This window comes from Chitinophaga sancti, from assembly GCF_034087045.1.
Lineage (GTDB): Bacteria > Bacteroidota > Bacteroidia > Chitinophagales > Chitinophagaceae > Chitinophaga > Chitinophaga sancti_B.
The window spans coordinates 4,250,892-4,277,292 of record NZ_CP139247.1 but is presented as its reverse complement, the minus strand read 5'-3'; the positions used below and the strand labels follow the sequence as shown (position 1 = coordinate 4,277,292).

Below are 26,401 nucleotides of genomic sequence, written 5' to 3'. Positions count from 1 at the left end.
TTATTTTATTTTAGATTTACTTTTGGTTACTCTGGTTGCTGTTGGTGTAGTATTTCGTCTTCTTAACTCTTCACAATTTCTACAAAATGGTCTACTTGGATCAATTGAAGTTATTGTCAAACCCCATCTTTTTGCAAATTCATAAATATTGCCTTCTGCATGTGCATCTGGGTCGCTAGCTGGCACTAAAATCTCCCCTGGTTTCAAACTTGCTATTAATGTTTTCATAATAGCATCAAACTTTCTCATACTAGAATTAATACCAATTAATCTAAAGTGCTTCCCATCTAAAGTCTCTGCATCAGCAACAGCAATAGTAACTACATTACGCCTCACATAATCAGATATATCCATATTGGTTAACAAATCATTAGCCCTATCTTTCGTTGGTTGAGCACTTATAAATGACGAAAATAATAAATCCTGAGCAGTTCCATCGCTTGTCCATAACCTCTTTCTCGCTGCTTGCTTATCTGCCTCTGTTAAATCATTCGGATTATTAGTTATATGTTCATATGAACTAGCAGAACTTTGAAGGTGATGCTGAGGCACTTCATTCCCATCCTTACTACCTGGTCCTCTATAATCAGCATTTGCAGGCTTTAATAAATAAGTCAAAACATTTGAGGCCCCATTGAAGAATTGGGCTATTTGAATGAGGTTACCAGCCCTGAAGAAACTTGTTTGCTTCGGAGATTCAGGCGGTTCTGGGACCTCCGTAATCGTTCTAATCCTCCTAATTGTATAGCTTTTATCTGGTCTAATTTGAGGCGTGGTCTTTGTAGGAGGATCTGCAAAACTAGGTCCAGCCCCATAAACATCTACTAAAAATATTGGAGAATTAGCTGCAAAACAGTATACGGATTGATAAGGATATGAGTTAAATAATGGATCAATACTCAAGAACCTCCCCAACCTCGGATCATACACCCTCATCCCATAATCCTGCTCATTCCCCTCCCCCTTCACCTCATTATCATTCTCCTTCCCATTAAACCCATACCTATACCCTCCTAAACTCCACTTCCTATCCCCCATCCCCATCCCAAAAGGATAATAATCCCCCGCACTCATCACCTCCGCTACATAATGATCCCCCTCCAACACAGCCTTATCACTCACCGTCACCAACACATTCCCCAAATGATTCACCAACTCATACCTCCTTACCCCCACCTTATTCCATGTCGAATCCACTTCTCCACCTACTACTAACCCCGGCTCCCACAATCCCAATCTGCTACTCCCATACAAATGCTGTTCCTTCCAATACTTATCACTCCCGCCTCCAACATTCCCATACACCGCCAGCACATTCCCCGCCGCATCACGCACATACCACGTCTTATCCGTCACTCCACCATGCGTATAACCTTTATACACCCTATTCCCACCCGCATCATACCTATATTCCAAAGAACTCCCATCCCCCTTCGTAATCCCACTTATCTTCCCATACACCGTCCACTTTATATTAACTATACTATCCCTAACATTGCTAATCAAATTACCAATATTATCATAAATATAATTATTTACCCCCTGACTTGAAACATCCTCCGTATATGGATCACCCGCAATACTATCCAACACCTGCGTTAACCTGTTACTACTCAGATAACCCTGACCATCCCGCGCATACACATACTTCAAACTATCCATCTGCAACTGCTTGCCGCCAGCTCCACTCCCATACCGCGTATACCGCAATATATTCCCATTCCCATCATAACTGATATCCTCCTTATAAGCATTTCCAACAGATACCGTACTCCATGTAGCCGCTCCACTACCAAGCGTATGCTGACGCATCGCCGTCAAACGGTTCAACTGATCATACCGGTAAGAATACCCAACAGGATTCCCGGAATTGATTTTTGAAAGTGCTAAGGTGCTCCTGCTGATATTCCCATTATACAAATTCCGACCCATCACATCACCCGTCTGTCCAACCCATTTCAAACCTAATGAATTCGTATCCACAATCGCCTTATAATCCCCCGCATAATAATCCAGGCTATATGCATACGCATCCCGCGCTATTGCCCCTCTAATGCCCCCTATCACCCCATCACGACCCATATCAGTTCCTGCTGTCAGATAGTTCCCATTCACACCCTTTAACCACCCCTGCAAGGTATACGCATAATCTACTCCCTGCACCAGCTCCATATCCCCTAATTCCATCCTTGCCAATGGTCCATGCAGATAATAACGATACCCCGCATCTGTCTTCGGATTCATAATCTCCCAGCCATCTGCCGATACACTATCTATTCCACTACCCGCCTTCGTCAACCTATTCTCCGCATCATACTGATAATTATAATAAAACCGATCTGCCGCACCACGCTGATAACGTACCTTATTTACCTTGCCGCTCACCAGGTCATATTGATAATCTACCTGCTTCACCCCAAGATCCTGCACCTGCTGCCACAAAGTTTTTACATTCCCTATCTGGTCATAACTATAATAACTCGCCTGCAAAGGCGTAGTTCCCGCATCCTGGTAAGTAGTCGCCGCCACCCGCTTACGCAGATTCTCCTGGTTTAAACCCGCTGCCACATACGCCTCATCATAATATGTTCTCGTTATCTGTGCATCACTTCCCGCTCCCAAAAACACATCCGGTGCAGACATAAATATCTCCGACGCTGTCAGGGTAGCACCACTCTTCTCTCCTACCTCTATCACTCTCCCCTGTGCATCATACTTCGTATAACTGTACCTCCCTGTAGCCCCACCATTCACCGGCGCCACCTGCTCCGCATTCTGCGACGTTACCAACCGCCCCAACCTGTCATACCAATAACTACTTACCCCCGCATCCGGTGTACGCTGTTGCGTTATTCCATTCAACGACTGATATCCATAAGACGTCGCCAGCGTATGCCCCGGATACACCGCCGAATACTGCATCTCCACCGTACTACCACCTGTGCCAACAGCAGGCAGATTATACCGCCCCCAATAACTCAATGCCCCATTCAACACTGAATCATACGCCGGACTTAACCCCAGACAAGGAACAGCCGCATTCGCCGCTATCTCCGCCCCCGACAACAACCTGTTGTATAACCGAAAATGCTTCAGCGTACTCAAATTCTCAGGATAGATAAACCCTGACCCTGTATTCGTCAACGTCCACCCACAACCGCCTGCCGGCGCTCCTGCACTCAATGGACACAATACCCCATTCACATACACCGCCAGATCGCCACTGTTCAACCCCTGACCCTGCAATACCACATGTGTCCACTGCCGTAACGGTAATACCGCCTGCAGATCTGCTACCAGGTGCTTTGATATCGCAAAATCGATAGATTTGAATTTGTCTATACCCCAAAGCATGGAAGTTGGTTAAATATGGCGGAAATAGAATTACAAGTATTGAATGGGCAGTGTTTAAATAGACATCTATCTACGATAGAAAAAGTGAAAGAAGAGATTTCAGAGTGGCAAATAAACAGAAATAACAAAAACTGCCAAATAAATTGGCAGTTTACAAACAAAGAAGCAAGAATAAAGTTAAAAAGACTCTATCCGTCAATTAATTGTTAACATAACACTAGTTTGTATTTTTTATATCCTCATACCTCTCCCATACCGTTCTTCAACGCTTCCCATTCACCTTCCATAACTCCCCATAACTATATACTAACCTCTACCCGCATGAACAATTCCTCATAATAGGGGTTCAATGCGGAAGGTGTAGCCCCTGTGAAAAATCTTTCTGAACAAGGAAGATAAGCTATACCCGAATTTTAAAATCTAACTCTGATATAAATACATCAGATAATGGGACCAGACTTTCTGATCACCTGAGGCTGGAAATAACGATACTGAAACCAGCTGAAGATTTTATAACAAAAGTCTACTCCATTATCTGTTCATCAAGAGAAAAATTTGTTCAATAGTAAAGAACAATTAGCTTCACTAAACTCCAAAGAACTATATAACTCAAATACTCTACATCCCTCCCCTAACAAATACATTATACTTCTCTCAATAAATTGTATAGTATCTGCATAATCATCCTTTTTAAGAATGGACATTCCAATATAATTTCTGTTCACACTGGAAAAATAGGTTATAGGAAAAAACTCAATGTACCTATTTGCATTCAACTTCAAAACACTATTCAACTGAACCCAACTATGATGCTCAAGATTCGTTTCAATTAAAATACTAAACGCCATAAAATATTAAATTAATATTTCAATTTCAATTCCTAAAAGAGATGATTTATCCTTAATAACTGCATTGATTATATCTTCTTTCATTTTCCTTGCACGATTAAGTAGTGTCAAGGCTTGTCCTCTTAAATCTAACACGACCTTATAATTACATGGTGGAATATTTTTCATCGCCCATCTTAATTTGCCTACTGCAAATATAATACCTCTTTCTACTCTCTCTTGCGATGATATGTCAAAATTAAATATAAAAACCACCTCATTTTTCTGCTCATTATACCCTTCAGGAGTGATATTACCCCAATCTAAACTAAATGGATCTACTACTTGCATTATTAATCTGTTACTCTGTTTTAAAAATTACATTAACATTATTACCTGCTTGCGTGCTTAATCTATTTCTTACATTCTGCATTAATTTTATTGATAAATCTTGCCCTCTCACATCTAGCACAACATTTTGTATCGTACCTTTCGGTAGATTAACGTTTCTCTGCCTTACTTGTCCTACCACATTTCTAATCATACTCTTAATTCCCTTCTCAGTAGTTAAGTTATAATTTTTCACCTCTATAGAGCTTCCTGGCTTAATACCTTCGGGACGAACTGACCCTCTTGATAAATTGGGAACCCTTTTACCATTTTTGAATGACACCTGTTGTTCATAGTCTGGTGTAACGATATCAGCTTCAGATTGTTGCCATGATGGCCGAGATGGCACATTAGCCTCCTCTGCCTCAACAACAGCTTCAGCGACAGCTTTAACAGGTGCCACTGTCTTTCCTTTCATACTAGCTATACGCTTACTTAAAGCGATTTGCGCTACTATACCTAACAGTTGACCTTGCGCTTCCTTATTTCCATCATAGGCAGATCCAACAAGTTGACTAGCGTTTTCTACAATTCCTACAACTGATAGCGCATAAGCTTCTTTTTTGGCACCTTCAATATCACCCGTCAACACAATTTTCCACCTATCGTACATGAGTGAATTGATATCCAATGATCCAAATGAATTTATAAAACCGCCTAACATCGGATGGCCTGCAGCTTTTGCTTTGTCAGCCAACCAACTAGTGGCAATTCTTATCTCTCCCCCATCCAAATCGACTCCTTGTATAGGCTTATTACTCGCGAATTGATAAGGCGTTAACTCAGGATAGTATTTCGTTAGCGGATCTACACTTAGGAACTTTGCGATTCGTGGATCGTAAATTCTCATCCCATAATCCTGCTCATTCCCCTCTCCCTTCACCTCATTATCATTCTCCTTCCCATTAAACCCATACCTATACCCTCCTAAACTCCACTTCCTATCCCCCATCCCCATCCCAAAAGGATAATAATCCCCCGCACTCATCACCTCCGCAACATAATGATCCCCCTCCAACACAGCCTTATCACTCACCGTCGCCAACACATTCCCCAAATGATTCACCAACTCATACCTCCTTACCCCCACCTTATTCCACGTCGAATCCACCTCGCCACCGACTACCAACCCCGGCTCCCACAATCCCAATCTGCTACTCCCATACAAATGCTGCTCTTTCCAATACTTATCTCCCCCGCCTCCAACATTCTCATACACCGCCAACACATTCCCCGCCGCATCACGCACATACCATGTCTTATCCGTCACGCCACCATGCGTATAACCCTTATACACCCTATTCCCTCCCGCATCATACCTATATTCCAAAGAACTCCCATCTCCCTTCGTAATCCCACTTATCTTACCATACACCGTCCACTTTATATTAACTATACTATCCCTAACATTGACCTTACGAGACTTAAATGGGTAATTCTATATAATTATTTACTCCCTGACTTGAAACATCCTCCGTATAAGGATCCCCCGCAATACTATCCAACACCTGCGTTAACCTGTTACTACTCAGATACCCCTGACCATCCCGCGCATACACATACTTCAAACTATCCATCAGCAACTGTTTCCCATCCGCTCCACTCCCATACCGCGTATACCGCAATATATTCCCATTCCCATCAAAACTGATATCCTCCTTATATGCATTCCCTACAGATACCGTAATCCATGTAGCCGCTCCACTACCAAGCGTAGTCCAGAGTTATATCTGTAAAAGTTAATCCTTTAATTAATGCAATCACATCATAGGCCACAAAATTCACTTTAGCACTGATCAGTTCATACTGGTATAGTTAAATCGAAGCATAGAAAATATCCCTCAATCAACCTAATAGCATTTGATAAAATTCAATATAGCTGGATCCTCCGGCCTTATCTGCACACTCTTCTATCATTGCAGTTCTTATTTCATCATTTTCACGAAACTCATCATCAAATCTGCCTTTTGTTATATAGCTATCACAAATTAATAGTGCATCTAATAATTGATCTCCATTAACAGCGCAGTCACATAAGATATGAGATGGATTATCGAATTCCAAAACCTGTATTATTCCGGTCAACTTACTTTTAACAATCAAATCTACTTCTATGTTACCTATGTAATAATATTCATCGTCCTCTATAAGTTCTGATTTAAAAGTTATCATGCCAATCTGAATTTTACTTAAATCATAATCATTTACTAAATTCAACAAACTATCACTATATAACAACAAATTATTTCGCTGTTTAATATCATACATAGACAATTCCTGCTCTATATAATCTTCTGGCAAGCCCATACCATTAAAAGATTCTCGATCTGGTACCTGCATTTTAAAAGTGATTACAAATGATTCTGCGGTCATATTTAATTATATTTAATCATTATTGTCCGGCAAAAAATATACTTATTCGGATGTAATCCTCACCGGTAAGTGGTTATATCCGATTTTCAATTAATAATAAAAGTATATAGTTCCTCTTCTAAGCGGAACTCAGCACCGGATTATTTACCCTTCGCCATGCCAGATAAGTATCTTTTATAAAACTTAATAACTCAACATAGCTCATTAGATGTAGCCGGATTACTGTTATCATATTGGCAAACGACTTTTTCGTTGCAGATTTCCTTCTTAAAACTACCATTAGCAACTGAGCTATTAAAACACAATAGATCTGAGTTTTAATAGCATTTTGGCTATCTCCCCAAAAATATCTCAATGGGAAGTTCTGCTTTATCTGTTTAAATAACAGCTCAATCATCCATCTGTATTTATAGATGCGGGCAACCTGACTAGCACTGATCTTGAGATTGTTTGTTATAAACACATATATCCGTCCGTCCTCTGCCTTGTAAGTAACTCTTCGCATACGCAGCCGTATTACCTCCTTTTCCTGCTTGTAACCGACTGTTATCAGCTGGTCTTTAAGCACTCCATTACATTTCTTCTTTCTGGTGTTGTCTGTCAATACTTTACAAACATGATATACTGCGTTTTCTTTCATCCTGCATACAAACCAAACTTGCTGGTTACTCCAGGAATGGAACTGCCGATAATCATTGTAAGCCTTATCAAATACAATAAAGCTTTCCTTTGGTAACTTCAATTTTAACAGGAACTGCCGGTCATGTACTTTGGCTGGTGTCATACGCACAAACTCTGTGACACCACTAAACGCATCCATCAGGGCATGTACCTTGATTCCGCCTTTACGTCTTGCTCCATCCAATCTGGGACGACCTACTCCACGCAGAATATCTCCGAACAAGCTTATTGTGCTACTGTCAATGATCTTGAGATTGCTTATGCTTAATCCCTTTAGCCGGCTGTCCGATATAATTCCATGATATTTCTCCAATAACTGCTGATAGATAGTTGCAAATACTAAATAACTTCTACTACTATTTGCATCTGAAAGGGTACTTCTGGCTGGGGACTTATCAAATCCCAGATGTGACAGCTTCCCTTCACAGGCCAACAGACCTTCACAAAGCTCCCGCAATCCATTACAATAGCTAAATACTCCGTACAATAAACTAACCAGGTGTACACGCAGCGGCAATTTTTTATAATAACGATTGCTATGATGCTTATGCGCAGCGGCCTGTATCAGCTTCGTGGATAATATCTGAGACAATATCGGCTGTCCGGTAAATTTTCTATCTTTATCCAAGTTTATTTGTTTAAGGTGTGGTAACCCAAACTTATAAACTATTGGGGGCTTGGCCCCCTTTTTTTCTCTTAATCATTTATTTTACCCGGACAATACTGATATTTAATTAAAGCATTTCAACTTGTTTAGTGGATGTTCTGTTACCATTAGAATCATAATTCCATATTTCTGTCTTTGTTGCCAACTTATTTATCCCTATATATTTTTCATTATCTTCATCCCATGCGTAGTCAGAATAAACGTCAAATGTTATAGCTTTTGATGTAATCTTGCCTTTTTCATACTGAGTGCTAACACTGTTAACTGTATAAAACAATTCACTTTTGACATCTTTTTGCACCCTACCTATGAAGTCTTCAGGGGCACATCCAATACAAGGAAACATTGCCATTAGTGATTCCGGATTACCATTCATAAAACTGAAAATATCTCCTGCCGTACTTAATATACCTAAAGCTGTTCCCAATGTCGAACTAATCTTAGCCCCTCTCAATTGACCTTTTAACTCAGGATGCAATTTCTTAAAATAATCAGTATGTACTTTTTCAGGAATGGCGGCTGCCAAATTACCCTGCTCTATATGATGATGCACCAATTTACTGCCTTCATAACCAGCATGCGCAGGATTATAAGTAAGCCATTGTTCATCTACAATAGGGGCTCGCTGCGCTTTAATGGCCATTCTATTTTGTTGGCTAAACATTTCTGGGTGTTGTTCTAGGATTTTAGACCAAAACCATCTTGAGTTTCTCGGGAAACCGGCAGCATTAGCTGGACCAGGAGCAGTAGTCATGTCTAATTGCGGGGCATGAGTATAAAATGCAGCTACCTCTGGATCTACTTTCTCTAATCCATCAAGATCAATATATTTAATTGGATTATCTCCTGCAAACTGATATGGTGTATAGTAAGGATAAGATTCGAATAACGGATCTACACTCAAAAACCTCCCCAACCTCGGATCATACACCCTCATCCCATAATCCTGCTCATTCCCCTCTCCCTTCACCTCATTATCATTCTCCTTCCCATTAAACCCATACCTATACCCTCCTAAACTCCACTTCCTATCCCCCATCCCCATCCCAAACGGATAATAATCCCCCGCACTCATCACCTCCGCAACATAATGATCCCCATCCAACACAGCCTTATCACTCACCGTCGCCAACACATTCCCCAAATGATTCACCAACTCATACCTCCTTACCCCCACCTTATTCCACGTCGAATCCACTTCTCCCCCTACTACCAATCCCGGCTCCCACAATCCCAATCTGCTACTCCCATACAAATGCTGCTCTTTCCAATACTTATCACTCCCGCCTCCAACATTCCCATACACCGCCAGCACATTCCCCGCCGCATCACGCACATACCACGTCTTATCCGTCACTCCACCATGCGTATAACCCTTATACACCCTATTCCCACCCGCATCATACCTGTATTCCAAAGAACTTCCATCCCCCTTCGTAATCCCACTTATCTTACCATATACCGTCCACTTTATATTAACTATACTATCTCTAACATTAGTAATCAAATTACCAATATTATCATAAATATAATTATTTACTCCCTGACTTGAAACATCCTCCGTATAAGGATCACCCGCAATACTATCCAACACCTGCGTTAACCTGTTACTACTCAGATAACCCTGACCATCCCGCGCATACACATACTTCAAACTATCCATCTGTAACTGCTTGCCGCCAGCCCCACTCCCATACCGCGTATACCGCAATATATTCCCATTCCCATCATAACTGATATCCTCCTTATATGCATTACCAACAGATACCGTACTCCATGTAGCCGCTCCACTACCAAGCGTATGCTGCCGCATCGCCGTCAACCGGTTCAACTGATCATACCGGTAAGAATACCCAACAGGATTCCCGGAATTGATTTTTGAAAGTGCTAAGGTGCTCCTGCTGATATTCCCATTATACAAATTCCGACCCATCACATCACCCGTCTGTCCAACCCATTTCAAACCTAATGAATTCGTATCCACAATCGCCTTATAATCCCCCGCATAATAATCCAGGCTATATGCATACGCATCCCGCGCAATAGCCCCTCTAACACCTCCTATCAACCCATCACGACCCATATCAGTTCCTGCTGTCAGGTAGTTCCCATTCACACCCTTTAACCACCCCTGCAAGGTATACGCATAATCTACCCCCTGCACCAACTCCATATCTCCTAATTCCATCCTTGCCAATGGTCCATGCAGATAATAACGATACCCCGCATCTGTCTTCGGATTCATAATCTCCCAGCCATCTGCTGATACACTATCTATTCCACTACCCGCCTTCGTCAACCTATTCTCCGCATCATATTGATAATTATAATAAAACCGATCTGCTGCACCACGCTGATAACGTACTTTATTTACCTTGCCACTCACCAGGTCATATTGATAATCCACCTGCTTCACCCCCAGATCCTGCACCTGCTGCCACAACGTCTTCACATTCCCTATCTGGTCATAACTATAATAACTCGCCTGCAACGGCGTAGTTCCCGCATCCTGGTAAGTAGTCGCCGCCACCCGCTTACGCAGGTTATCCTGGTTTAACCCAGCTGCTCCATACGCCTCATCATAATATGTTCTCGTTATCTGTGCATCACTTCCCGCACCCAAAAACACCTCCGGCGAAGACATAAATATCTCCGACGCTGTCAGGGTAGCACCACTCTTCTCTCCTACCTCTATCACTCTCCCCTGTGCATCATACTTTGTATAACTATACCTCCCTGTAGCCCCACCATTCACCGGCGCCACCTGCTCCGCATTCTGCGACGTTACCAACCGCCCTAACCTGTCATACCAGTAACTACTTACCCCCGCATCCGGTGTACGCTGTTGCGTTATTCCATTCAACGACTGATATCCATAAGAAGTCGCCAGCGTATGCCCCGGATACACCGCCGAATACTGCATCTCCACCGTACTACCCCCTGTGCCAACAGCAGGCAGATTATACCGCCCCCAATAACTCAATGCCCCATTCAACACTGAATCATACGCCGGACTTAACCCCAGACAAGGAACAGCCGCATTCGCCGCTATCTCCGCCCCCGACAACAACCTGTTGTATAACCGAAAATGTTTCAGCGTACTCAAATTCTCTGGATAGATAAACCCTGACCCTGTATTCGTCAACGTCCACCCACAACCGCCTGCCGGCGCTCCTGCACTCAATGGACACAATACCCCATTCACATACACCGCCAGGTCTCCACTGTTCAACCCCTGACCCTGCAATACCACATGTGTCCACTGCCGTAACGGTAATACCGCCTGCAGATCTGCTACCAGGTGCTTTGATATCGCAAAATCAATCGTGGAACCATCTCCTGTCGGTGCCATCGTATAAATGGACATATATAAATAACGACCACTGATACAGGTATTAAACAGGTATTTATTACCCCCCGTCGTTGCCAGTACCTGGTTATTGTCCATAGCAGGATTATACAACCACCACTCCATTGCCGAATTGGTACCCGCCTGCAATACCGTACTTAACCTGTTTAAAATCGTATCCTTATTGGCCGCTACTACTGGACCACTATACGTACAGGCAGATGCTACATTATCCCGTGCATCCCATACCTGTTGCTGATAAGACGCATCCAGCAGGTGTACTCCCTCCGGTGGTATCGTGCGCACAAGGTTACCTGCCTGATCATAATAGTATAATGTAAAATGGTACAATTGCTGTAAAGCCGTCAGTTCCAACTTTGGCTTCACACTGCTGCAATAAGCGATGTACCCTTTCCTGAATTGCCGCTCCTCTTCCGCTATATATTCTTTATAAAGTACAATCCCACTTAATGCCGCATGATTGATCAGCTGCTTCATACAGCTATATGGATCCTGACTCACGGTCGCAAACACAGGCTGATTCGTTAATACTGCCGATGAATTCACCAGCAACCTCGCCTCAAAATCTTTATAATCTGCATAAGACAAAGTAAAGCCCCAACGGTGATTCAGATAGGTGGCATAAATGCTTTCGTAATTAGCACTGGTCGTATCCAGGGACATCTCCGATTGCATGGCCGCTACTCCCTGCTGGTAACCATATCCGCTAACGTAGCCCTGCGCTCCCGGATCCATAAATACAGGCAACTGTATCTCATCCGCCAATAAGTAACGGCAATTGTTACAGCCATTCTGCAGACTCGTAAGTTCTGCTTCACTCAGCGTCATCGCTGCACCAAACTTATTTACAAGGAACTGATAAAATCCGCCCGCTGCGTTATTATATTCCTGTGTTAGTGCTGCCAGCTGTGCACAAATACCACTATCCGTTCTTTGAATAGTAACATTTGTCGCCTGTAGCTTTACATTATATGGATAAGGTGCATCCAGTAACCACGGGTTACAAAGCATATCCAGGCTGGTAATGCCCAATACTCCTTTAATGGCCTCTTTAAAGGATACATAACCTCCGGAAGGCGCTGCACCAGGTACTGTACTCGCTCCATTCGGATGATCCACATCACCTCCCGCCTTACATACCTGCAATAATTTTGTGCGCAGCAAAGCTGCCTTTGATGCATAAGCTGCATTGCTGTTTAAACAACCCTCCAACTGCTGCATCCAGTAATCTGCCTGCGCTTCACAGTTCTCACTCACAGACTGCGTTACCGCCGTTGACACCTGCGCCGCTAACGCGGTCGTATCTGTTGATACCCCTGCCGTACTATAAGAAACACTGTTGATACGGGAAACTTTATATTTTAAAGCCGCCGCACAATTGTTAGTGACAGGTGTAGCAGGGTTAGGATTACTACAGCCCGAACCTTCTATCGTTCCTCCCGCATCACTTACACCCTGCAATACATACGTCAGCGATTTTGTACTACCTGTAAAAACATAACTGTAAATCTTCGCACCCGGATTCTCATGAAATGAAAACTCCACGCCCGCTGTTACACTCGCCCCCGCCGGAATATCAGGCCCGGAATAATGCATGATACAATTCCAGTTCGCAATACCGGTAGCCGGATCGTAGGTAGTATTATCCCTTTGAATGCTCAGCGTGAAATTTGACAAACTCTTCGCCACATCGCAATCGAAAATAACGCTACTATCATCAGGACGACAGGAAATTCCCTCCACCAGAATGGAACCCGTGTTGATGGCACTTGAAATACAGATAGATGCTTCCGTCTGACCCGCTGCAAATGCCACCGAATCGACCTGTGTCAATCCAGCATATTCGTCAGGATAATACAAAGACAAGGTAACTGCACCCGTCAACCCCGCACCACTATATGTAATTTTCAGGGATTGTAAATCAGTGCCACAGGTGGCAGTTCCCGCCTCTACTTTAAAAGCAGACAACTCCGGACAGGTGGTTATGGCATAACTCAATGTATCGCCTACTACGCAAACTCCTCCACAATAAGCCGAAGTGCTCCGCGCTGTTGCGTAGTATCTTTCCTTCAACTCAAGATACTTATCACGATACATCCGCCACTCCAGATCTGCTATCCGGCAACTGGATACCGGCGAACAGGAAGACCAGTTATTTGCATTCGGTAACGGGTTATTATTTGTGTTCGTACTCCCTGTATTATCCGCACAATACAACAGGTAATCTACATAGTCCGGTAAATTTTTAACAGCATAACCAGAGGCATTAAAACCAACCACATTTTTGCTATAATCGGTAAGATCTGCTATAAAACTGGTCTTATAACTACTTAACACACCACTAAATGCTGTATCCTGCGCTACCAGCCAACTGATATTACTTTTATCATAAACAGCAGCTGGTAATACACCCGTAATTCCTGCTACCGTTTGCACCTGCTTTATCTTATCATCCCACTGATACGCCGTACTGTTATCATAACAAAACCGCAACGCACAATACTCCGGATGATATTTAATAAAACGTGCCGCCCATTCCGGCTTCCAATACCGCAACAACATCGTCAGCGTAAAATGCGCATCATAGGGAGACATCACCGAACCATCCTCCATCTCAAACTGCGCTTCAATATATTCACTACTGGTCGCACTCTTTATCGGAAACTCCTCCCGCCAGTGGTTATACAATACATTTATGCTTCTTTCCAATGCAGAATCTCCATCAAATAATGCATACTGCCCTCCCGGACTTACATCCAGTTTTAACGTATTTTCCAGATCTTCACAGGGCGATGATTGACAGGAAGCCTGCAAACGCTGACATTGTGCCAACAATGAATCATACAATGTATTGGACCAGGTATTAATCGCAGTACCCGTCACCCCATTCTGCGCTAACCTGGACACCACAGCAGCCGTAAAATCCGTCTTTGCACCCAATGATGTCAGACAGGTACTACAATCGCTAAAACAGCCTGAAAAGTCCTGACTTTGCAAGGCCTGCTGTACAAACTGCCACTGCGTCTTCAGATTGGTATTCCTCTTTATAAAATCAGCCGTATAATTAGCAATGGCTGAATCATTCAGCCCTAATTCAAAAGACACGTAATACTCTCCGATCTGGTCAAAATTCAAATTGATTAACCCAGTCAAAGCATTCACATCATTACAATTGCTGACCAGACTTCCAACAGGCCTTGCCCCTGCACTATCATACAAGATCCTGTTACAGTTGTCCGTAACCCGGATCTTTAAGTCATAATAACAGTTACTACATATTGTAACACCACTCTCACTATAGGTTTTTATCAGCTTATCTATATTATACCTGAGCGTAGCAGGACCAGGCACTGCCGATGAATAGGTCGTGGTTGCACTCAGCTTCAGCTTTGCAGGATCAAATGTATACTGGCTGGGTTCTATTAATAAAAATGTCTCTTCGGTAGAATCAGGCTTCGAAGGTAATCCATCCAAATTAGCAGGCGCCCCACCCGCCAGTGCCGTCGCTATCGTCTTACCCGCTGCGTTCAGGTAACTGACACTTACCTGCCCATTTCCATCCATTACCATGTTTTTCAGGTAATGAGATGCATAACCTACATCATTGCCAAACATCCTGTCTAATTCCCATTGTGCAGGTTTCCCATAATATAATTTCGTCGCTTTATTCCCCGGCTGAAACAACTCTCCCACTCCCCCCTGCACACTCATCCTTCCTGTATTATCAGGCGTATAAAGATTTACAGCAAATGGATACCCATTCGCATCCGGGATAAATTTATTCGTACTGTCACTTAAAAACGGGTTCAAAGGAGAATAATAACGTGCCGCCCCTGAATCATTACTCATCTTGCCCGGAACAGGAATACAGTCTGTCGTATTTCCATACACATTTGCATAAGTATAGTTTCCACCCCCTAATGCAAGATGCATACCCGGGTAATAATTCAACCTGCTCTGTGTAATTGGTGCCGGCAATATATTCACCAGCGGACGCCCAAATTCATCATACAGGGTCTCCTGTATCATAGCCCGCTGATCAGAATTATTGACCGTTACTGTCTGCCGGGTACGAAGCGTACCATCAAAATAACTAACCACCTCCTTCTTCTTTCCGCCCTCCGCATACACAGCACTATACTGCCAGTTCAAATCAGAACGGTGCCTCGCCGAATCCAGCAATATTACCGACGGTCCTGCAACCCCACCTTGTTTCAACTGGTAAAACCAGTCTCCTTCCTGCCTGAAACCGTCATCCGTATACTGAACAGGCCTTATCCTGATTGGTAAATACTGGGATATATGAATAAGCGATATCTCAAAATACTCCCGCGGAATCGTTACTCTCGTTGCATTATTACGGAACAAACCAGCCAGCGTAGCCGCAGTAACATTACTTCCCTGTTGCGCCAGTAAGCTGCCATTATCTGACAACTCATCGATGAACGTCCATTCCAGGTCATACTCCTCCGCTCCTGTATATTTCTCCCAGGTAAGCATCACGGCAGAAGTATCGACTACAGCAACCGGCACAATTGTTTTGGTGAGATCCCAATCGTATGACCGCTCTACCACTACCTGCCCCATCAACCGGAATATGGTTGGCAATGTTGTCCCTAATTCTGCACTGGTGATACTATTGACGGTGACCTTCACCTTAAATCCATTCAGGAATTTATACGTATCGGCAGCACTGTAAGCCACGCCTTCCGTCGGATTATAAGTCACATGCAATTTCACATGATCATTCGTAATCGGATCTACCTGACCCGGTTGTGACCAATACTCTACCTTCAGGTCTATCTCACATTTGAAGGCAGTTGCTGGCATAGTCCCCCCATCTCTATACAATCCAAACGTGATGATATTCGTCACTGTCCGGTTATGAATTTTTGTCCAGTCAACATTACTATTCAAAAACTTCTCGTCCTTGATTTCCAGCACATCCCCCTGCTTTAAATCTCCCTGCAGCTGGTTCTGATATGATTCAACTGCAGTAAAGGCCTTTGCTGTATACAAAGTGCATAACATCACAGCCAGTAACATGATCTTCTTAAAAGCGGAACCCATATAAAAAGATTAACGATCTTTAATTAATTCATACCCGGTAAGCGCCACTGCCACGCCATTGCTGATTTTAATATAACGGCTGCTGTTCAGCAACTCCTTGCGCACTACACCCGGTTTACAACTACTGATGCGGATACCGATAAATTTATCTCTGGTGGTATCGGTAGGATGCGCTTCATCCGTCACTCTCATATACGTCTGCTTTATCCACCCTGTACTGTCAAATGTGATATCATAAGCACGGCAGGTAGGATGCCTGCGGTTTAATAAGGAAATATGTACGCCCGCTTCGTTCACACGCCGCGTGATTGCATATCCCTCCTCCGCCAGCAGGGTCGTTTCCTTCCCTACAGATAACTTCATCGGGTTCACTACCTCCCTGGGCGGTGAAAGAAATACCTTATGTACATCATGTGCCACCACGATATATGCATCCTGCAATGAAATCATCTCCTGCCGACCCACCCGGTAATATGCTTCCTGCCCATTCCTGGTATAACAAAAAGTCGTCTCCATATTCCGCGAACTATCCACCAGATCCCTCGCCGTAATAGTTCCCTCTATCGTGAGCACGGTCAATGTGTCCATTTTATGTAGTACGGTACTCAGCTCCTGCAAAACACCTGTCTGATCAGGAGCAACAGGTTTACTTGCTGCATTCGTACCCGGTCTGATCACCGCATAACCAACAGCCACCAATATCAATACAGGAATCACCAGCAATATTTTTACCTTCATAATCCAGCAATTAATTTTTTCTTAATGCAGAACGGTTTTCTTTAATAGTCATAATTCCACGCTCGGTTTCCTTCTTCACGCGTATCAATGATCCTTCATCATCATACTCATAGAAGGTGGCATAGTTATTCTCATCTAACTCTGCCATCACCCGCATATTTTTATCATCATAAGTGAAAGTCTTCAGCTGTCCGTCATAAGGAAATATGCGGATGTCATCTATCGACACATTCGCACCACCGCTCAGTGTTACATCCACAGCAGCCATATCACCCGTACCTATCCAGGTGGGAATCTCCAGATTACCTTCTACCAGTTTCCACCCTTCTACCACCGCTTTCTTTTTAAAGACGACGGTATTGTTATTCACTGTAAGCGTAATACCCGCACTCGCACTGGCTGGTTGTCCATCTCTTACCCATGCTGTGAAAATATACCGGCGATTGGTCACAGGGCAGAACCCGCGCAGGCCCAGCCATCCGTCTGGTTTACGGAAATACTCTCCCCACTGGTTATTGTTCAGATAAATACCTGGCGTATGCTCGTAGGCATATACATATGTTTTCAGGTTAATCGGGCTGCTTAATTTCAGGCTATAATTACCACTATGCGCATTGACACTATCCAGCCGGCTCACGTAATTATCGCCCAGGGCCTTGCGGATATCAAATTCATCCGGCTTACAGGGTAGCACATTCACACAGGATGCGTTGAATTTATAATCATCAAACCCATCGTAAAATATCTCTCGCTGTCGCATATTGGCACCTACAGCCACTGGCAGGGAAGATTTAAATCCAAAACGCACGGCACTATATATCCCAAGTGCATTCTTCGTTTCCTGCTCCTGTGCGTATTCATCATATAAACCAATTGTATTGGATACGACCCAACCATTATTGGTAGACATCCCCCAGCCATTGTTATAGAACCAGTAGGCACTAAACTGCTGATAGGCCCCATTATTTCGTATATCTGCCTTCACGGCATTATTTGCTGGTAACTCCTGCCCGGTGCGGGAAGTGAGCCATACCATTTCCTTCCATGGCAGCCAGTTACCCAGGTAACCGGTTACATAAGGATTTAGTACCTGACCATTAGGAATAGCAGGACAACCAGCCACACTATCACATAAACTCACTGGTCCGCCTGAGCAGGTGAACCGCTGGGCTTCAATGACACCGTTCACGTTTTTTACATAGGAGTTATATGGCTTGCCAGTCAGCAGATCATTGGTGGAGAAGATCCTGTTTAAATTGGGATAGTCTGTATTCAACTGCTCCAGCGTATTATTATATACTTCCACACCTACTGCATGCTGAGCAGCCGAATTATAGGCTTCGATGGTGATGATATGTTGTCCCTCCGAAAGATATACAGGCCTTACATTCCACAATACAAATGGCTTTGAATCTGTGGCACTTTCCATCAGCTCTTCCCGCCACAACATTCCATCAATATATATCCTCACCATATTATCCGCGCCATATCCTATATAGTACCATTTGCTTTCCGGCACTTTCAGACATGCTTCAACACCGATCCACTTAAGGTCATAAGCTTTACTTAACCAGATACCTGTCGCATTCAACATACCACAATAACCGGATGATCTTGCAGCGCTGGTCTCTACAGAGTCTTCTATTGCCGATGCACCGGTCACCTGGCCTACCCTCGAAAAAGTATAGATCTGACAGCTATCCGTACCCCACATAGAACTTTTTCGCCGGGTAACTTCTGTTCCCGCTACGTTATAAAATACAGCTCCTTCCTTCGAATAAACACCCGTCTGGTTACCTTCTGCTACCAGCAAACCTGTATCGGCACTTACAGTTGTGGAGTTGGGAATACATGCCTGTCCATCTGCCGTATTGGTATAACCATCCGGACATGCACCCTTAGGTTTGAACCCACAGTTGGGCGTACCATCGCACATGGCAGGCGTTGCACCATTCGAACACCTGTAATTGACTGATTTTTTTCCGCCTGAAGGATCCAGGTAAAATGCCAGCAGGTTATTGTCAGTCGCAGCATTTTTAGTAGAGAAAAGAGTAATATTATTGAGCGCTGCAGCAGAGTTGACTGCCCGCAATGTAGCCGAATCCGTATTATAGATCTCCATTGCAGCAGCCTTCTGATAGTAAAGGTTCAACGCATCCATGCGGATCACATGCTTACCGGCGGGTAACTTTACCTGACGGATATTCCAGATCTGCTGGTTATTCTGATCCTCACCTGTAAACTCCTTGATCAACCTCCCGTCCACATAAATACGCATCAGGTCATCCCCGGCATGACCGATGTAATAATTCTTTGTGACCGGTACATCAATGCACTTTTCAATTCCCCACCAGGTATTATCCTTTGCCTGTTTTAGCCACACACCAGCCGTTTTAAGACGATTCTTCCAGGTAGTATCGCTAAGGATCAATTTCTGATTATTACTGGTGCTATCATACCAATAAGCCCCTTTAATACCATAGGTTTTATAATAATCACCAGGTATAAAATCAAACCCACTTGCTGCAGGCGTAGCTGGCAACATACAATCCCCGTTCGGTCCCTCTATATACCCTTCCGGACAACTCTTTATATTACAATCCGCCGCCTGCCCCCACGCCTCTGCATACAGCATGGCAGAGGCATTTAATACCTTGTAGGCAGACAGGTCTTCATTACTTACCATCTTCAACACATTCCCTGAAATTGGGTTTTGTAAGGTGGTCATGCCAGCAGCCGATGCACCCAGCAGGTTACGATAGCCGGACCGGCATATCTTCACTGTTCCCCGGTAGTACTTCACAATTCTGCCGGAAGCCTCTATTACACGCAGCTTATTTACGGTCGATGTATTTGTTGGTGAATTCACTACCCACATACGCATACCTGTCATTACATCGATCAGTTCATCGCCGGGAGACAAATAATTCAAATAAGAAGAACCCGGGAGCGCATTTTCATCCGTTGTAAAACTATCCATCAGCAAACCGAGGTTCTGGTAAGCCATCCCCATCTGCTTATACATCCAATAAGCCGGAATATTGGTAGTATACACAGGATCATTGAACTCATTTTCACTTTGCGTCACCACCGGACCACCCGTATTCTTGTCGAACAAAACATTCACAGATGTAATACCTGATCCATTTATTCGCTTCACTACTTTCGATACCACACCAGTATACTCGATCGTTTTTACGATAGATGCAGACCGGAACAACCTGTAATCATCATTCTTAGACCAGGGGAAATGCGGAAGTGGAACTACCCACGGCCCAAAAGGGATCACATCTATACCGAGATTAATACTCTTGCCCGTATTGTTCATCTCTGACTGGCGCATATCTGCAAACATTTCTATCTCCCGCCCTATCACCTGATCTTTGGTGATCTTACCTGTTTCATCAACAACATCTACCACGTTTGATAAGCGCATAGTTCCACCTTCCTCAGTAGCATTATAATAATATTCAGTAGCGGAGATCTCCTGACCGGACTGGTTGAACACTCTTTCTGCCTTAGCCCTGCCATGCATGTCATTCAGGAAAATGGCATATCCCTGTGACATAGTCAGTTCATAAATAGATTTACCACCAAAGAAATTTGCCCAGGTTTTAGGATTATTCAGCACCTGTTCCGGCATGGTCTGCTCTATTCTAACCGGGAATTCTTTTGCTGTATAGAATTCATAGGTTAGCCAACCGGTTTTATTCGCTTCGTCTGCCACACCATTCGCCCCGAGGCTTTTCACCTTCACTTCGCGATATACCACCTGGGGCGCCGGGAAAAAAGATTCACCCATCGGTTCTTCCAGGTAGAAATAATTATTAAGTCCCCACTTTACATCCTGGGTATATGCTACCGGCAGGCGCATAGGGTTTTCATCGCCCCCCACAGCCGGTTCATAAGAGGCTACACCACTACTGATGCGCTGACCATTCTGTATAGTCGTATATTCATATTCCTGCCCATAAGCCGCGGCTTGTTCTGCCCATTCATCCTGTAGTTTAATCCGCTTCACACGAACACCACCTCCCAGTTTCGGTTTATCCTGTTTTGCAATTCGTACAAAACTTTTATCCAGGTTTATTTTAGCAGCAAACTTTTTCCGGTAAGCTCTCTTATTAAAATTCTCCCAGAGTTCAGAAAGGTTTTTAATGGAATTACCCAAGGCTTTTACCGCGGCAGTGACGGGTCTGTCATCATTGATACGGTTATTGTAACCTGGATAGGCATAACGTGGCAGTTCCAGCCGCATGCGCTGCCAGGCAGCACTGATAAAAGGATTAACACCAGGATTGCCTTCTGTATCATTTTCCATCCCAATGATAGCGGTATTTCCGTCAAATTTTACGGAAGCGATCTTTCCATAGACAGGTACGAACTCAAACTTATTTTCTGTTGTTGCATTTACATCATCTGTCAGGTTAACATATACCTTCGCATAGAGGTAGACAGAACCATCCAGGTATGTGTTTATAAACCACTGCTTTAATAGATCCGGATCATTCGCTACTGATACATCCGGTATCTTTGGAACAGTTAATTTAAACAACTTAGCATCCCGGAGTGAGGTAGTAGCATTATTATCCCCATCCAGCATACCGGCTATTTTCAACATCTCCATGGCACGCCGATTCTGTACATAAGCATAATCATCTGATTCATAAGTGACCTTAATCACCCCTCCTGATGGTAGTTTGATTTCAGACAAATGCCACATGGAAGCATTTTGTGCTGCCCTGGCTGAATCCCGGGTAGTATAGGGGAATTCATCATTCGCTAACCCGGAAAAATTATCCAGGCTATTCGTGTTAGAAGGTTTTAAGGTTCCCCAGCGGTCTGATGACAGGTAGGCATATGTCTGGCCATCGTTGTAGTTAAAGGAGTATGCATTCTGCTCTCCTTTGCCTGAGCTGGCATATTTGAAATAAACTTTTTTAAGCGTCAGTTTTCCCCAACCATGTATACTATTCGGTATGCCCTGACACAAAGATGAATCATATTCAAACACCACCGTTTTCACAGGGGTTTTCAAATTACTCCTCGCATACAGCCTGATCTCTTTCAGGTATTTCTGTTTGACGGTCGTATCCATATTTCCATAGAGATCGCAGCCCAGGGCATCCATTCTGTCCGCTGTGATAAAATAGGCGATCATATTTTTTGTTTCAATGGAGTGCAGATATCTCAGTTCTTTTTCTCCATATACAAAGGATGCTTTATCATCATCAGGATCCGCATTGAGGGAACGGTTGTAGTTGGCCGTTCTCGTGCCGTAGGGGGTACGCCAGTGAAAGTCCTTATTGACCTTTGAATAGTTAAACTTTATAGCAGTGCCCCTGTCATCTTCACTCACACCATCACCTGTTACGTCTACATAATCAGGAGACAGGATAGCCGTCAACAAATAGGATGTCGCATAAGCGGGCTGCACTTCTTTATGAAAATATTCATTGGTAAGCGATGACCCCCCGGATTTTGGTACATGACCTGGTTCTCCCTTTTCAACAAGGAATTTCACAATATTTTTGTCTGCCTGCAGTGAATCTTTATTGGTGGCAAATGAGTATTCCACCTGTTGTTTGTTATAAACCGGCAAGCCATATACCATTCGTTTTCCATCACCACCGGTAATCGTCATTTCAGAAATATGATGATCCTTTCTGAATGCGTTCACTCTTTCTTCTTCAGTATAAGACAGCTGACTACAGGACGCGGTGGCGAAACTATTATAAACATTAAAAGCGTAATTCCGGATCTTCTTATCCAATGCAGCCTGCGCAGCTTCCCCGGCAGTCAGGTACATCACTGGTGCATTTCTGATCTGCCTGCCCGAACGTTTATAAGGTGCGGAAGGAGTAACTATACCCGTACTATCCCTCAGTTTTCCCTGTGCACGCTTCCCATCAAGTGGTACGCTGACAGCTCTTTCTCCCAGGATACGGTTAAAAAATGCCGGATCCTCCAACTGCTGTTCACCGGTATGTTTGAAATATGCTTCCTCCTCTCCTACATTACTTCTTTGTACAAAGTCACCCTTCGCCAAAAAGTCATTTGCTGCCTGCCATTTACCATTGGTGCTGCTGATGTCCTGGTTATAAATAGAAACACCTCCATGAAAATAGGCCCCGGCACCGTATTCCACACTGGCAGATGTATTGTCTGTTACGTCCTGCGTGCGGTTATCAAAGAATACCCCGCTGTGGTTCCGGTACAGCCGGATCTGTCCACCACCAGCCTGACTGGTATAAGAGAAAAGATCAGGAGTAGCCACGGGTAAAGCCAGGTTATGCATGGATGTGTCAACCGGATTATCTTTTTCACGCATAAAATCCATCATGGCTGCTGGTACATCTTTCCCTTTTTCTGCGTATAAGAACCCATATGTCGGGTTGTATTGTAACTGGTTTTTAACTTCCCTTTTTGTTTTGTAGCCAGTCACTCCTACACCGCCGTATACTCCCCATGCCGTGCCACCAATATCACCACTGAATGTATAATTGGCGGATTTAAAAGAGATTTCAGATGTAGGATAAAAAGGAGGAGTATTATAATTTTTGGTAACACCTCCTACATACATACTGGCACTTTGACCTTTTCCATCCTCGTCCTGATCTTCTTTGCTTCCTTTAAACGAAAAGGAAGAACCTAATGTCAATGATTTCAGTCCTTCCCGGGTATTATATCCCAGGTTCATGGAAAGCGAGGAGGATGTGGAACCATATCCTGCCATCCTGTGGGATAATGATAAGGATACGGAAGGAGTTACCGATACGCCATCGGATGTATTAGAATTCACACCCAGTCCAAGGCCAATCCCGGGGGTATAAGCAGAAGAATTTGTCAATGATAGGCTGAGACCAGCGTTAGCACCCACCTCTGCGCCTATCCCTGTATAGTTATCACTGAAGATACCGACGGATAAGGAGCCATCCAGGCCTACAGAAGAGTTACCAAAGAGCTCCCCCCGCACTGTCAGCCGCGCACCCACCGTGATCTTGGGCTTCATATAATTCGAAGTCAACACACTGTCTCCATAGCTATCATCCGGCAATCCGCGCAGCTGCCTGTTCACAGCGCCTGTGTTCAGGTTCCACCCCAAACCTACCCAGCTGGCTTCGTCATCCATCCCAATGCCTGACTGGTAATTGAGGTTGATTGGATACCCTTCCACATCCAGCAGCGGGATATTATATTTGAAGTTACCTGTTGACAAGTCTACCATATCACTGGTACCTGCCTGCATAAATTGTTTGGCTTCCGGCTGTGCAGGACCAGAGGTCAATGCCCATGCAACAGAGGGGTATATGCTCTGTATGAAAAGCAGGGCAAGGAAAAAACAGGCGATTCTCTTACGGCTACTAGTATTGCTGATAATCATATCTGCTGATTGAATGAATCTACATGTGCAATAGCGCTACCCTCTAATGGGAAACTCATTAACTGGTTGGTAAAAAGCCAGTCTTTAAATACTAACTCACAGTTTACCTGGGAAAAAGCATGGGGGCGGTTAAATAACAGCAGGTATTCAATCCCGTTCATATTCCCATTGGCCACCCTGATCACGTCTACCGGGTGCAGGGTATCTTTTACATTAACAAAAGAGAATAGGGTATCCAGGCCATAATTGAACCTCACATGATCTGTATTTTTCAATGGAGAACCGTTACTGTTATTTATATTCAACCTGAAACGAAGCAGGGCTTTGTCATCAGATGGCAAATATTGCAGGCTCAGTGAAAAGCCATTGATATTTTTTTCCTGAACCAACAGCGCCTTCTTTCCTTTTTTACAGGCACAGCATATCAGCAACAAAGCTGTGATGATCACTTTATTTCTCATTCTGCATTTTTGTAGATAAACCTTAATTGTTTTTCTTCTCCATCAGGCAACTTCACATTCATGATGTAGAAATAACTATCAGTGAAGGATTTATTATCAGAAAGATCAATCACCACCTGGTTGCTGCCTCTTGTTACTTTTACCTTTGGCAGTTTTGTTACCTGTTGTTCCGGCTTAGTCAGGCAACGAATAGTGTATTGAAGAGTGGTGGCTTCATAAGTATTGTTAAATGCAAATAGCAACTCCCCTCTTGCTATATAAAAATTGCCTTTGGCTAAATCTTCTATGTTCCTGAATGCTTCCCTGGATGCACTTGTAGAATCTTTTTCGCAGTCAATATTGAATTCCCATATTTCAGATTCAGCAAGGATTAGATCATTCCTATAAGCGGCTACCTGCCATGCATATTTTTTCCCTACAGCCAGCTCATTCGCTATAGAAGGATATAATTGCAGGGGCATGGGAATATTCCGTTGATTAATTATTGCGAGGTTGGTCCTGATAGCTTCTACGGGTTGCTGACCATCTTTCACTTCTACAAGGATCATTCTGTATTCCACACCGTTTACAGCTGGTATAAGTGGTTGCCAGGAAAAAGCCGGGCGTTTATCACATATCTTATCTCCATCATAAGGCTGAATGAGTTGCAGGCTACTGAATGGCTCCAGGTTGTAGTTAAAACATTGATCGCCTGATAAGGAACCATTATGAGATGCACCTTCGTATAACTGAAAACAATAATCATAGTCTCCTGCCGGGAAAAAACCACTCTGGCTAATCACAGTAGCCAGTTTATTATTGGCGAATGCTACCGATGCATTATAAGCTGCATTGGCAGGTATATTGTTGACACCTGGTAATAGTTCAAAAGGGGGTGTTTGAATGGTGAGCACCGTACCAGTAGATGCCTCGGTGATTATTATTTTGAGATTTACTGTTTGCCGGGCGCCATTATTGCCGATACGTGCTTTCCAGACACCATCAATAGTGCGTCCCTGCACCTCCGGCATAAAGGCAATAGTCAACTGTGCCTTTACGATTATACACAAGCAGGTAAACAATGCGGTGAATATTACTCTTATCATG

At 43.7% G+C, this 26,401-nt stretch carries 11 protein-coding genes and 1 pseudogene; 1 reads left to right on the top strand and 11 read right to left on the bottom strand.

Annotated elements, in window-relative coordinates; translation table 11 throughout:
• Complete coding sequence (locus SIO70_RS17465; protein ID WP_320582068.1) at nt 1–1,038, bottom strand: RHS repeat-associated core domain-containing protein; 1,038 nt, start codon at nt 1,036–1,038, stop codon at nt 1–3.
• 2,280 nt (nt 1,039–3,318) lie between these two features.
• Between SIO70_RS17465 and SIO70_RS17460 the strand changes: the two are divergent.
• A pseudogene (locus SIO70_RS17460) lies at nt 3,319–3,564 on the top strand (transposase); the annotation flags it as partial.
• Between the two features lie 644 nt (nt 3,565–4,208).
• On the opposite strand, the gene SIO70_RS17455 reads toward SIO70_RS17460, so the two are convergent.
• The 10 genes from SIO70_RS17455 to SIO70_RS17410 form a co-directional block, all read right to left on the bottom strand.
• Nucleotides 4,209–4,532, bottom strand: a complete 324-nt coding sequence (locus tag SIO70_RS17455; RefSeq protein WP_320572714.1) for a hypothetical protein — start codon at nt 4,530–4,532, stop codon at nt 4,209–4,211.
• A 10-nt stretch (nt 4,533–4,542) separates the two neighbouring features.
• Nucleotides 4,543–5,946: an RHS repeat-associated core domain-containing protein gene (locus SIO70_RS17450; RefSeq protein ID WP_320572713.1), complete on the bottom strand. Its 1,404-nt coding sequence runs from the start codon at nt 5,944–5,946 to the stop codon at nt 4,543–4,545.
• Nucleotides 5,947–5,995: 49 nt separating this feature from the next.
• The gene (locus SIO70_RS17445; protein ID WP_320572712.1) at nt 5,996–6,148 is read right to left on the bottom strand and encodes a hypothetical protein; all 153 of its coding nucleotides are present in this window, start codon (nt 6,146–6,148) and stop codon (nt 5,996–5,998) included.
• Between the two features lie 268 nt (nt 6,149–6,416).
• On the bottom strand, nt 6,417–6,944 hold the full coding sequence (locus SIO70_RS17440; protein ID WP_320572711.1) for a hypothetical protein: 528 nt from the start codon (nt 6,942–6,944) through the stop codon (nt 6,417–6,419).
• Between the two features lie 118 nt (nt 6,945–7,062).
• Nucleotides 7,063–8,253 (bottom strand): IS4 family transposase, encoded by a 1,191-nt coding sequence (locus SIO70_RS17435; RefSeq protein WP_320572710.1) that lies wholly within the window; start codon nt 8,251–8,253, stop codon nt 7,063–7,065.
• Nucleotides 8,254–8,359: 106 nt separating this feature from the next.
• Entirely contained in the window at nt 8,360–16,732 is an 8,373-nt protein-coding gene (locus SIO70_RS17430) for an RHS repeat-associated core domain-containing protein (RefSeq protein WP_320572709.1), read from the bottom strand.
• Between the two features lie 9 nt (nt 16,733–16,741).
• On the bottom strand, nt 16,742–17,470 hold the full coding sequence (locus tag SIO70_RS17425; protein WP_320572708.1) for a hypothetical protein: 729 nt from the start codon (nt 17,468–17,470) through the stop codon (nt 16,742–16,744).
• A 10-nt stretch (nt 17,471–17,480) separates the two neighbouring features.
• Nucleotides 17,481–24,854, bottom strand: coding sequence for a hypothetical protein (locus SIO70_RS17420; RefSeq protein ID WP_320572707.1), 7,374 nt, complete (start codon nt 24,852–24,854; stop codon nt 17,481–17,483).
• Nucleotides 24,851–25,315: a hypothetical protein gene (locus SIO70_RS17415; RefSeq protein ID WP_320572706.1), complete on the bottom strand. Its 465-nt coding sequence runs from the start codon at nt 25,313–25,315 to the stop codon at nt 24,851–24,853. Before SIO70_RS17415 ends, SIO70_RS17420 begins: the two co-directional genes overlap by 4 nt.
• A complete protein-coding gene (locus tag SIO70_RS17410; RefSeq protein WP_320572705.1) occupies nt 25,312–26,400 on the bottom strand; it encodes a hypothetical protein in 1,089 nt (362 codons plus the stop codon). Before SIO70_RS17410 ends, SIO70_RS17415 begins: the two co-directional genes overlap by 4 nt.
• Nucleotide 26,401: the final 1 nt, after the last annotated feature.

Coding starts and splice junctions, on each gene's coding strand:
- SIO70_RS17455 (WP_320572714.1), bottom strand. CDS start 4,532: ATGCAAGTAGTAGATCCATTTAGTTTAGATTGGGGTAATATCACTCCT.
- SIO70_RS17425 (WP_320572708.1), bottom strand. CDS start 17,470: ATGAAGGTAAAAATATTGCTGGTGATTCCTGTATTGATATTGGTGGCT.
- SIO70_RS17415 (WP_320572706.1), bottom strand. CDS start 25,315: ATGAGAAATAAAGTGATCATCACAGCTTTGTTGCTGATATGCTGTGCC.
- SIO70_RS17430 (WP_320572709.1), bottom strand. CDS start 16,732: ATGGGTTCCGCTTTTAAGAAGATCATGTTACTGGCTGTGATGTTATGC.
- SIO70_RS17445 (WP_320572712.1), bottom strand. CDS start 6,148: ATGGATAGTTTGAAGTATGTGTATGCGCGGGATGGTCAGGGGTATCTG.
- SIO70_RS17410 (WP_320572705.1), bottom strand. CDS start 26,400: ATGATAAGAGTAATATTCACCGCATTGTTTACCTGCTTGTGTATAATC.
- SIO70_RS17420 (WP_320572707.1), bottom strand. CDS start 24,854: ATGATTATCAGCAATACTAGTAGCCGTAAGAGAATCGCCTGTTTTTTC.
- SIO70_RS17440 (WP_320572711.1), bottom strand. CDS start 6,944: ATGACCGCAGAATCATTTGTAATCACTTTTAAAATGCAGGTACCAGAT.
- SIO70_RS17465 (WP_320582068.1), bottom strand. CDS start 1,038: ATGGGGGATAGGAAGTGGAGTTTAGGAGGGTATAGGTATGGGTTTAAT.